Annotated in this window: 7 protein-coding genes; 4 read left to right on the forward strand and 3 right to left on the reverse strand. The window is 58.8% G+C overall.

Annotated features, from left to right (window positions below; genetic code table 11):
* Positions 1–147: 147 nt before the first annotated feature.
* A complete protein-coding gene (locus GN234_RS02455) occupies positions 148–336 on the forward strand; it encodes a hypothetical protein (protein WP_003202135.1) in 189 nt (62 codons plus the stop codon).
* Between the two features lie 9 nt (positions 337–345).
* Here GN234_RS02455 and GN234_RS02460 read toward each other — a convergent pair whose 3' ends face one another.
* Positions 346–726, reverse strand: a complete 381-nt coding sequence (locus tag GN234_RS02460) for a fe2+ zn2+ uptake regulation protein (RefSeq protein WP_109754180.1) — start codon at positions 724–726, stop codon at positions 346–348.
* Between the two features lie 295 nt (positions 727–1021).
* On the opposite strand from GN234_RS02460, the gene pvdQ reads away from it, so the two are divergent.
* Positions 1022–3370 carry a bifunctional acylase PvdQ gene (pvdQ, locus tag GN234_RS02465; protein ID WP_176687770.1) on the forward strand — a complete coding sequence of 783 codons (2349 nt, stop codon included), beginning with the start codon at positions 1022–1024 and terminating at the stop codon, positions 3368–3370.
* A 177-nt stretch (positions 3371–3547) separates the two neighbouring features.
* On the opposite strand, the gene GN234_RS02470 is transcribed toward pvdQ, so the two are convergent.
* Both GN234_RS02470 and GN234_RS02475 read right to left on the reverse strand, forming a co-directional pair.
* Complete coding sequence (locus tag GN234_RS02470) at positions 3548–4549, reverse strand: FecR family protein (RefSeq protein WP_163858517.1); 1002 nt, start codon at positions 4547–4549, stop codon at positions 3548–3550.
* A 159-nt stretch (positions 4550–4708) separates the two neighbouring features.
* Positions 4709–9541 carry a dermonecrotic toxin domain-containing protein gene (locus tag GN234_RS02475; RefSeq protein WP_176687771.1) on the reverse strand — a complete coding sequence of 1611 codons (4833 nt, stop codon included), beginning with the start codon at positions 9539–9541 and terminating at the stop codon, positions 4709–4711.
* A 293-nt stretch (positions 9542–9834) separates the two neighbouring features.
* On the opposite strand from GN234_RS02475, the gene GN234_RS02480 reads away from it, so the two are divergent.
* Positions 9835–10866: an Ldh family oxidoreductase gene (locus tag GN234_RS02480; RefSeq protein WP_163858521.1), complete on the forward strand. Its 1032-nt coding sequence runs from the start codon at positions 9835–9837 to the stop codon at positions 10864–10866.
* 101 nt (positions 10867–10967) lie between these two features.
* The gene (locus GN234_RS02485) at positions 10968–11681 is read left to right on the forward strand and encodes a GntR family transcriptional regulator (RefSeq protein ID WP_176687772.1); all 714 of its coding nucleotides are present in this window, start codon (positions 10968–10970) and stop codon (positions 11679–11681) included.
* Positions 11682–11697: the final 16 nt, after the last annotated feature.

An 11697-nucleotide genomic window follows, 5' to 3' on the forward strand; every position in this document is an offset into this window, starting at 1 on the left:
TAATTCCTCATGATAAACCGCCGCGGTTGCGCGAATACGCTCCTTCGGCTGTACCATGGGACCCCGTTGGCAGCCCGTCATCCCCGCAATTCGGTAGGGACTTGGCAAGCCTTCGGATACAGAACGGATACATTCAGGAAATTGGTAATGACTCATTCACAACGTTTGAAATACTCGATTCTGATCGTCCTCGTCGTCCTGGCAATCATGCTGGGGCTGTCCTGGATGCAAGGCAAGGGCATGATCAGCGAGCAGCTGTTTCAATACATCGCCATCGCCGTGGCGGTCATCGTGGTGGTGATCAACGGCGTGATGCGGCGCAAGGTCAAGTCCTGAGCGCCGGCTTCAATCCTCGGCCTGGAGCACGGCCATCGCACTGGGGTGCAGGCAGTAGCTTTTATCCGGGTTGAGGGTGACGACTCCCTCGCTGCACAGGCGTTTCAACACCTCGCGCACACTGAGAAAGGACAATGGAATGTCCAGCCCCAACAACTGGCTGTGCACGCCGCGCACGCCCAGGCTGCGATTTTCGTTGGCGGCCTTGAGCAGCGCGTCGATGACTTTGAGGCGAATCAGGCTAGTCCTGAGCCCGAAACTCTTGAGCAAGCGCCTGATGTGGTCGTTGCCGCCTCGATCTGCCGGCTTGTCGAATACACGGTGGGGGGCGCTCAGCGAGACGCCGCTCGGCCTTGGCTTGCCCTCCATGGGCTGTTGCGCGTTACGCATGCAAAAACTCCTTACAAGCCTGATCAGAAAAGGTCACGGATACTCTCCTGTAATAGGACGAACGAGGATTCGCAATCATGAGGACCATGATGTGAAAAAATTGCCCGTGCTTCGTCAAACCCCCGTATTCAAACGGCTGCCAGCCATTAATTTTTTTTCATCCGGTTCGTTTTGAAGGTAGGCACATTCCGGTTCAGCACGCGGCGTGTGATTTCCCAGGCGGGCCGAGTGTTTGTCTACTTCGCTCCGGTAGCCGTCCTGGTTTCTGAAGTTTTTATCAGGAGTGAGCGTGATAATGTCCGGGCAGTTATCGAGGATTGGCCTCGCAGGCGCTTTTCTGGGGATCGCCCTCGGGCTCATTCCCGTGGTCAATGCGCAGGATGATGGGCAGCAGGCCAGTGCCGAGATCCGTCGCACTCGTTTTGGCGTGCCGCATATCCGGGCTCAGGATGAACGCGGGCTGGGTTATGGCATCGGCTATGCCTACGCCCAGGACAACTTGTGCCTGCTGGCCAATGAGATCGTCACGGTCAACGCCCAGCGCTCGCGCTATTTCGGGCCGCAGCAAGTCACGGTCGAACAGCGGGAGAACCGCGTCAGCGATGTGTTTTTCAGTTGGCTCAACACACCGCAAGCGGTTTCCGGTTTCTGGCAGGCCCAGACGCCTCAAGTGCAGCAACTGGTCGAAGGCTACGTGGCGGGCTACAACCGTGCGTTGGTCGAGCGCAAGGCCAAGGGCCTGCCGGAACAATGCGCCGGCGAGTGGGTGCGGCCGATCACGGCGCTGGACCTGGTCAAGTTGACCCGTCGACTGTTGGTGGAAGGCGGCGTCGGCCAATTCGCCGAGGCCCTGGCCGGTGCACAACCGCCCCAGGCGACGGCACTCACGGGTGTTCCAGCCAGCGGTTTCGCTGCCGCCGCAACCCGCCAGCAGCGTTTTGCCCTGGAGCGTGGCAGCAATGCGCTGGCCATCGGCAGTGAGCGCTCGTTCAACGGCCGCGGGATGTTGCTGGCGAATCCGCATTTTCCATGGTTGGGCGGCATGCGTTTCTATCAGATGCACCTGACCATTCCCGGCAAGCTGGATGTCATGGGGGCGGCCCTGCCGGGCCTGCCGATGATCAACATCGGCTTCAGCCAGCATCTGGCCTGGACCCACACTGTCGACAGTTCAAAACACTTCACCCTGTACCGCCTGCAACTCGACCCGAAGGATCCGACTCGCTACCTGCTCGACGGCAAGTCTGTGCCGATGAGCCAGCAGACGGTCGCGGTCGACATCAAGCGACCTGACGGCCAGGTGCAGACGATTTCCCGAGTGGTCTATGGCTCGCAGTTCGGCCCGATCGTGCAATGGCCCGGCCGGCTGGACTGGGACAACCGATTCGCCTACAGCCTGCGGGATGCCAACCTGGAAAACGATCGTGTGCTGGCCCAGTGGTACGCCATGAACAAGGCGGTCACGCTCAAGGATTTGCAGGACGCCGTCCATGAGATCCAGGGCATTCCCTGGGTCAATACCCTGGCGGTGGACGATCAGGGGCAAAGCCTCTACATGAATGTGTCGGTGGTGCCGAACGTCGACGCCGATAAACTGGCTCGGTGTAGCGATCCCAGGGCCGGGCTGCAACTGATCGTGCTGGATGGGGCTCGCAGCGAATGTGCCTGGGGGATCGATGCCAAGGCCGTGCAAAAAGGCATCTATGCCGCCGACAGGCTTCCGCAGTTGCTACGCCGCGATTATGTGCAGAACTCCAACGATTCGGCCTGGATGGTCAACCCGTCGCAGCCGCTGTCCGGTTATTCCCCATTGATCAGCCAGCAAGGCCAGCCGCTGGGACTGCGGGCGCGTTTTGCGCTGGAACGGATGGACGCGCTGGCCAAGGATGGTCCGGTGAAGGTGGAGGATTTGCAGCGCATGGTCATGGACGATCAGGTTTACCTGGCCGACCAGGTGATGCCGGATCTACTCGGCGTTTGTGCCGGTGACCTGGGGCAGGACGCTTCGGCCCTGGTCGAGGTTTGTGCCAGCCTCAAGGCCTGGGATCGTAAGGCCGGCCTGAAGAGCGGCCTGGGGTTCGTGCATTTCCAGCACATCATGGAAGAGGTGCGGGCTGCCCCGGGGTCGTGGCGCGTCGCGTTCGATCCCAAAGACCCACAACACACACCGCGAGGCCTGGCGATCGAGCGACCGCCTGTACTCAAGGCCGTGCGCGAAGCCATGCTGGCCTCGGTGGAAGCGGTGAAGGTCGCCGGGTTGTCGAAGGACAGCCAATGGCAAGATATCCAGGTGTCCAGCAGCGGCGGTCGACTAACGCCGATCCATGGCGGCCCCGGGGAGCTGGGCATCTATAACGCGATCCAGAGCGTACCGGGGGCGAGCGGTAAGCGGGAGGTGGTCAGCGGTACCAGCTATCTGCAAGTGGTGACGTTCGACGGTAAAGGTCCGCAGGCCCAGGGCTTGTTGGCCTTTTCCATTTCCAGCGATCCGGCATCGCCTTACTCGGCAGATCAGACCCAGGCGTTTTCGCAGAAGCAGTGGAGTGTGCTGCCGTTTACCGAACAGCAGATCAAGGCCGACCCGCACTATCAGGCGCTGATTATCCGTGAGCACGATGAGGCGGGCAGGGTGGTAACGCAGTAACTTTTGTTGGGCTGTGGACGAGGGGGAGCTCACATCCCCGATGGATGCCGGCTGACCTACCGTTATCGCGAGCCTGTGGGAGCAAAGCTTGCTCGCGATGACGTCGTCACAGACATCACCTCTATAAGGCTGTAAAACCGCTATCGCGAGCAAGCTTCGCCCCCACCGGGGGAGGTTTCAGTTATTGGTTGGCCGTTGCCCGATGGAATTGAGGACCGGGTTGCCGTCCTTGTTCTGGGTCAGGTAGACCGGCAGTACTTTGGGCAGCGAAGGCACCAGGTTCTGCACTTCACTGATGTTGTAGACCCCCCCGATACGCAGGCCGCCGGTGCTGTTGTCGGCCAGCATGACGGGACGGTCGAGGTAGCGGTTAATCAGCGGCAGTGCGTCGCTCAGGGCGAGGTTATCCAGCACCAGCTTGCCATTGCGCCACGCCAGTGAGCTGTCGTTGGGGGCTATCTCACGGACTTGTGGCTGGTGGTCGCCCGCCTTGTAGCTGGCCTGCATGCCCGGGGAAAGCGGCAGGCCGTCACGGCTGAACGCCTGATTGCTGGTCACCCTTACCGAGCCCTCCAGCAGGGTGATCCGTACCTGGTCCTGGTACATCCAGACGTTGAAACGAGTGCCGGTCACGCGTACCTGGCCTTGGCCAGCCCGAACGACAAATGGATGCTGCTTGTCATGGCTGACGTCAAAAAACGCCTCGCCCTTTTCCAGCGTTACCCGACGCTCGTTTTTGTAGTTGGCAAATACCAGCTCACTGCCCAGATTGAGTTCTACCTCGCTGCCGTCGCCCAGAGTAACGTGACGTACGCTTGCGCCGGCTTCGAAGCGCTGATAGGAGTTGGCAACCCAGCCCAGGTTCCAGCCGGTGTAGGCGGCGATGGGCAGACCCACGACGAATACCGCAGCGGCGACCGCCAGGCGGCTCCAGCGCGACCGTGGGCGGGGCGCTGGGGCTGCCGGCGCCGACTCGACGCGCGGCAGATGATCGGCAACCGCCCAGATCTCCAGCATGGCTTGGTATTCGAAAGCATGCAGGGGATCGGCATCGTGCCACTGCTTGAACGCTTGCCGTTCGGCATCGGTGCAATCGACGGCATGCAAACGCATGCACCAATGGGCAGCGGCATCGGTGATGGCGTCGTATTCGGCTTCCGAGAGGGTATGTTCGGTCATTGACTCTTCCTGGTTTGCCGCATTCTAACCTTCGGCATGAGCTGCCGAGAACAGCCGTCATGGCATTTACGCATCAATGAGCCCGTTTTTTACTCAAACATTCGTCGTAGCCTAGCGTCGCATACATTGCGTGAAAAAAAGATCAACAACTCAAACGCTTCACGGCACGGTAATCTGCCGGGACGGGCTTGGGTCGAGTTGGCGTCCCATTTCACAAATCAAGAGCGTGATCGAGTCGGCGTTACGAAGTATGACGTCGATGCGCTTGTCCGGCAAAATCGGATCGAGAAAATCATCGCGAGCGTTATCCATGGTTCTGGCGCCGGTTATCCTGAGGATTTCCCGGGTGGTTTCCTTGTACCCAGGCAACAGTTCCATCTTCTTGTAGGTGTTATCCGTGCTGTCCCATTGCGTAAACAGTTTTGACTTGGGTGTGGTCAATGACAGCCCGTTGAGTTGCAGGTCCTTTTGCTTGTCGTATTGCGACTTTCCTGAATAAGTCGCTGTTGAAATCAAGTCCAGAAAGGGCAGCGAGGCATCCAGGTAGATGAAATCGAACGTATTGAACAACTGGTGGGAAACTTCGTGGATGAAGGTCGCCCCCTGGGCATGGGCATCGACATTAAAGGACGACGGTACGACGGCCTTGTACCAATCCAGGCCCATGTCGAAGAAAAACTGCGTGATGTAGATTCTTCCGACGGCTGCGGGCTCAAGTACGAAGGCGGTCGCTCTATCTTCCAGGTGCTTGAGGTGGCCGACCACGATGCGCTCGGCATTTTGCAACTCCCAGGACGGATCGGCCAATGCCCGGCATATGGGCGAGATCGCCGCCTCTATCTTGCTGATAAGACGGGCGTCGATGCTGTCGACCCCAAAAAACAATCTGAGGAAACTATCCAGCCGAGAGCCCGTAAGCGGTCGTCGCTTGAATTGCTCAAAGTTGTGAAGGGCATTGAATGAATAGAACCTCGCGGTCTCCAGTGCCTGGACAATCATATTGGCGCGGTACGGATACTTCCTGCGTATCTCAGACATTCCCCGCGCTTCAATATTCAGTGAGCCCTTGGCCTTGAAGTCGCTGTAGGTGACGGCCATTTTCGACCCTGCTTTGCCGAAGCGTATGGTCTGGCGTTGTGGGTCGAGTTCCCATGTCCGGCCGTCAGACGATTTTTTCAGCAACGGCCCCTCTCCGTGCTCATGCACGATTCGCCAGGTTTGGTTGGCTCTCGCCACCTGGAAGACTTTGCCGGCGAGGGGGACATAACGCCTGCCATTTTCCAGTGCCTTGTAGGTTTTCTCGATCGGGTCTATTTGCAAGTTCGCCAGGCTGATACCCATGGCCTCAAAAACGTTCAGGTCGGTCCGAATCTGGGCGGTGGAAGCGATGTTCTTCCAGTCACCCGCCAGTGTCGCGCCTTGCGAGACCGGTTCTATGGGATCGAGAAGACCAAATGTATCCTCACGATTCAGCATGCCCAGCGACACCATTTCTGCGGCGCCGGCGATAAAATCGTGCAAGCCTGTTTTCCAGTCATGCTGCTGCAAGGCTTCGGCTGAGGTCTTGAAGTCCTGATAGCTTTCCCAGAGGGTTTCGATAAAAGTCAGTTTGCCCGCCAATTGCCCGCCCACCAGCTTGACGCCGGAGGTGAACAGGTGCAGGACTGTTCTCCAATCAAGCTGACGGTTTTCAATTGTCTGTGTGGTCAGCATGTCCAATAACAATGCCGTATTGTCGTTGAACAATGTGTCGAGCAGATTGGTCTGGATAGGATTGGAGGCCAGGGTCATCTCCGATCGCTGCCCGAGCGTGGCGGCGAGCAGGTTTCTGAAAATGGCCTGTTGGTTCTCGGGAAGCCGGCGAATCAGCAGGTCCTGAAGCGATCCTGAGGTATTGAGTGCGGCTATAACGCTTTTTTCGTCCTTGAACTCGCTGAAGCAATGACCCTCATGGTAAGGCGAGTACAGGACCTGGGGGCCTGCTGCATCGAGGCTCGATCCGATCAAGTAAAGCCCCAGCGCCTTGACCGGTACCGCGCCGCCGGTCTTGATCAATTCCAGGGGGCGAATAACCGCGCTGGCACCCTCAACCGCTTTGCGGGCGATGGCATCAGGCATGTCCATCACCTGACGGATCAGGTCGAAAGCCAGGGGGGAAAGGTGTTGTTGTAGATGACGAGCGTGAGCGTGTTGCAGCAACTGCCAGGGTAATTGTTGGCGGAAGGCTGTTTTTCTTTGCTGGACATCCGCGGTGGTGCCGGACAGTTTTTGCGCTACATGTTTTTTATAGTCGGTAGAGATATTCAATGAGGACAACATTTGCCGGACAGCGGTTTCGTTCAGGCCGTCCGGCAGCTTCTGCGTGGACGTCGAAGACACTTTGAAGCCTTTGCGGGTCACTTCGATGTGCTGCAAGGCAAAGTCGGTCAGCGAACTGGCCGGCCCGACAATGGCAAGGTTCGGCGTGATTTGGATGGTATCGGGGTCAAGGTTCTTTGCAGCGAAGCGTGCGTCCAACAGCATTTTGAGTTTATTACGTGCATAGGTTCGCAGCGGCTCGATACCGTCCAGGTAGTCCTTGCCGTCGGCCACGCTGTTTTTATATTGCTCAAGCAATTCAATGTGCAGGCGTTGGTCTTCAAGCACCGCTGCGCCGAGCCAGGCGGGAAGTTTCTGTTGCCGTCTGTTGGCCTGGGCGATGTGTGTGGCGCGCTTGAGGTTGGTGGGCGCGCCTTTGTTCAACATTGCCTGAAGGCTTTTTAGTAATGCATTGCCGGTCAGTTGCCAGCTTCCGGCTTTCAACGTGCTCAGATACCCTTGCTCGGCCTCGAAGTGTTTGATGAACGAACTCATTCGATTCACCAGCACGTTATCTTCGATCAGTTCGTACGCCTGGAGCTGATAACGCCCATGTGGCTTGCGTTGGTCGGGCGTGAGGTTGGTGAGCAAACCAAAGCGCTTTCGGGAGTCGAGCAGGTGCCGATTCAGTTGCTGGGTGGCCACTTCGACGGACGAAAAGGCCTGCAAGCCATCGGCGGGTGTCCAGAGGATTGCCATGCCCGAATAGGGTGTATCGAGTCCTCCGCGTTCAGTTAATAGAAAGCAGTTGGCGAGGGGCATATAAGCCGTTCGATCTCCTACGCTGCAGACCAGCGTCAACGAATAGACATCCGGTCGAAACCCCCTGACCCCGATACGTTGTGAGCGGTCCGGATATTCTGAGTCGTAGGCAAAGACTGTTCTGATCAAGTCATTCGCAATCGCCGGCAGGCTCGCGTTGAGTTCCCTGAGTTCGGCTTCGGCGCGTATGCCTAAGGAAAAAACATTGATCAGTTCAGGCAGTAACTGCCTGAGCCCGTTGTGCAGCGAAACGCCATGGGATGCTGGCAACCGAATAAAGAGGCCATTGAAAGCCTTTTCAACATCGGTATAGCTCTTGACCTTTCTTTCCAGTTGATCGGCCATGAAGTTGGACGGGCGCAGACTTCCATGAAAGGCGGGATGAGTCCCCCAATGTCCGGCGGTTGGCTGGCTCAGCAGGCTTTTGTTGATGAAGCTGCGTATATCCAAGGCTTTGTCGATGAGCGGGTGAATGTCGACATCGCCCTGGCGAGACATTTCCAGCGCGTAATGAAGATTATCCTTCTGCTTTTTGATGATTGCGTTCGCCAGGGATTCGGACACGGGCAAGTCCAGTGGTTCGCCCGAGACCTGTGGCTCGTCAAAACGCAGGAAGCGGTTGCGCTCTTCCAGGCCCAGGAGGCTATAGAGTGCTTCCTTTTTTGCTGTGGTTGCGGGGTTACCGAACAACGCTTCCTTGAACCCCAGGTAGTTGTCTATCTTCTGAAAACCATGAATGGGGGTATAGAGGTAGTTTCCTTTGGCGCTGATCATCAGAGAGCCTGCAAGCTCTACATAGTGCGGCTCGTATTCCCAGAGGCGAATCGTTTCGATGAACAACAGCGCCTCGTCCCGGCGGGAAGGCCGGAACAGTCGCAGCAACTCGCGACTTTGTTCATCCGTCAGTTGCCTTTTTTCCCGTTCCACCAGGATCGCAGCCCAGAGCCCATCGTGGATGACTTGGGAAAGCAGTTTGCGCCGAGACATATAGACGCGCGCTGTTGTGTTTTCCCAGAAGGCATCGAGGCAGCCCTGAAGTGTCGGAATCAGTTTCCTGGCCGTGTCCTTTATGATGTTTTCCCATTGCAGCGGGGTGTAGGACGATGGGAGTGTGCCCGGGTGGGTCAGATCGATGTCATGCCCGGGCGGCCAGCCTTGGTTATGGAAGTAGCCCAGGATGGCGTCGCTCAGTGGAATGCTTTCGGTCACCTGGATTGCCTTTGGACCTGCCAGGTGCCCGCCCTTGCTGAATGCCACGCGGATCTGTCGATGATCCAGGTCCGGCAGTGCCTCGCTCAATATCTGGTCAAGCATCGATCGTAACGAGGGCAGTCTGATCAGCTCGTTCACCATGGCCAGGGCATTGAGGCTCTGGGCGTCCTCGATGGATTTGAGTTGAGCCTGGAACACATCTTCTTCGATGAGTTGCCGGGTCTGTCTGATGTCGGTCGTGCTGATCAATTCGCTGCGCTGGGAAATCGACAAGAGGCGAAACAGGTCGTCGCGTTGCGCAGCGTCCTGGCGCATCCGATCGATCTTTTGTTCGAGGGATGCCAGGTTGTCGAGTTTTTCGATTCCACCACTGGGTGTGTAGAGGAACGCCGGTTGGGTGCTCGATGCGCTGCGGTCTGTCGAGGTGCTGAGGGCAAGGCAGCCGGCCAGTGCGATGGGCGGTTTGTTCTCGGCTTGCAACAGAATCGTTTCGGCGAACATCGGTGGCGTCTGCGCCGTGCGCCGGATGTGGTTGGGCAGGGCGATATGGTGTAACCAGTCGAGGTCTGCCTGGGTCAGCCCGTGGGTGGCGGTCAATTGGTCCAGGCGATGGGCGTTCAATACCTCGGGAAATAAAAGTGGTGTGGTTTCAGTGAGCATCGTTGCTTCTCGATCAAGGCGCCTCAAGGCGGCGCGAACGTGGAGGAAGCCGCCAGACTAGGCAACGATGAATGGGCAAAGGTGGTACATAGTTACCGCACGCTGGGTTTGAGGCCTGTCAGGCTGGAATATCGATGCAAGCGGACCTACCGCTATCGCGAGCAGGCTCGCCCCCACTGGAGAGCTGTGGCGGCTTTTGCGAGCAGGCTTTGCTCGCACCGCGAAGCGGTGTTTAATCACCCGGCGAGTCCTTTACGCTGTTGCTACCTCCAACAATCATTCTGGAGCTTCAGATGTCTGCGCCATCCGATCATGCCGCTTCTTGCACCTTGTCCTACGATGCTCTGGTGAACCTGCTGGAGAAGATTTTCCTGCGTCATGGCACGTCGACCGACGTTGCGCGGTGCCTGGCTGAAAACTGTGCCGGGGCCGAGCGCGACGGAGCCCATAGCCATGGGGTGTTTCGCATTCCCGGTTATGTCTCGACGCTCAACAGCGGTTGGGTCAACGGTCAGGCCGTGCCGACGGTCGAAGATGTCGCATCAGGGTTTGTCGCAGTGGACGCCGGTAACGGGTTTGCCCAGCCAGCCCTGGCCGCCGCGCGTCCATTGCTGGTGGCGAAGGCTCGCAGCGCCGGTATCGCTGTCCTGGCCATTCGCAACTCCCATCACTTCGCCGCGCTCTGGCCGGATGTCGAGCCGTTTGCCTATGAAGGCCTGGTGGCGTTGAGTGTGGTCAACAGCATGACGTGCGTGGTGCCCCATGGCGCCGACCGTCCATTGTTCGGCACCAATCCCATTGCCTTCGCCGCACCGCGGGCCGACGGCGAGCCGATTGTCTTCGACCTCGCCACCAGCGCCATCGCCCACGGCGACGTACAGATTGCCGCACGCAAGGGCGAGTTGTTGCCGCCGGGCATGGGAGTGGACAGCCTCGGCCAGCCGACCCGCGACCCCAAGGCGATTCTCGAAGGTGGTGCGCTCCTGCCATTTGGCGGGCACAAGGGCTCGGCGTTGTCGATGATGGTCGAGTTGCTGGCCGCCGCCCTGACTGGCGGTAATTTTTCCTTCGAATTCGACTGGCACAACCATCCGGGCGCCAAGACGCCGTGGACCGGCCAGTTGTTGATCGTGATCGACCCGAGCAAGACCGCCGGGCAGGATTTCGCCGAGCGCAGCCAGGAATTGGTCAGGCAGATGCATGGCGTCGGGTTGCGCCGGCTGCCGGGGGATCGTCGCCATCGCGAGCGCAGCAAATCCAATGAACATGGGATTACCTTGGACGAGCAGGCCTTGGCGCAGTTGCGCGAGTTGGCGGGGAGTTGAACAACCTGGGAGCGACCCCATCGACCGGGGCCGGTGCCTTGCCGTGACACGCTGCGCCAAGCCTTTTACTATGACGGCTTCTTTTCTCTGGAATCGCCTGGATGAGTAAGCCCGGCCAAACGGTGCTGGTTGCGCTGCGCAAGATGATCGCCTCGGGCGAGCTGGCCGCTGGTGAGCGCTTGATGGAAGTCCCCACGGCTGAGCTGTTCGGTGTTTCGCGCATGCCGGTGCGCATGGCGTTCCGCACCCTGGAGCAGGAAGGGTTGCTGGTGCGCTTCGGCGGACGAGGTTTCCAGGTACGTTCGGTCAGCGCCGAGCAGATCGCCGGGGCCGTGGAGGTGCGTGGCGTGCTGGAGGGCCTGGCGGCACGGCAGACGGCCGAGCACGGTTTGTCTGAAGAGGCCCGCGCGATACTCGAGCAATGCCTGGTGCAGGGCGATGAACTGTTCGCCAAGGGCTATGTGACCGAGGACGACCTGGAGGTGTATCACGACCTCAACATGCGCTTTCACCAGGTGATCGTCGAAGGTAGCCACAACCCGGCGATTGCCGATGCCCTGTCCCGCAACGATCATCTGCCATTCGCCTCAGTGACCGCCCTGGCGGTGGATCGCCAGAACATGGCCGGCGAGTTTCGCCGCTTCAACTATGCCCATATGCAACACCATTCGGTGTTCGACGCCCTGATCAACCGCCAGAGCGGCCGTGCCGAGGCCATCATGCGCGAGCATGCCAATGCGACCCTGCGCTACGCCGAAGTGTTCGGCTCGACGCTGGCTGACGAGCGGATGACGGTGATTCTCCGTTCGGAGTGAACAGCCCCAATTGTGG

This window comes from Pseudomonas bijieensis (genome assembly GCF_013347965.1).
Taxonomy (GTDB): Bacteria; Pseudomonadota; Gammaproteobacteria; order Pseudomonadales; family Pseudomonadaceae; genus Aquipseudomonas; species Aquipseudomonas bijieensis.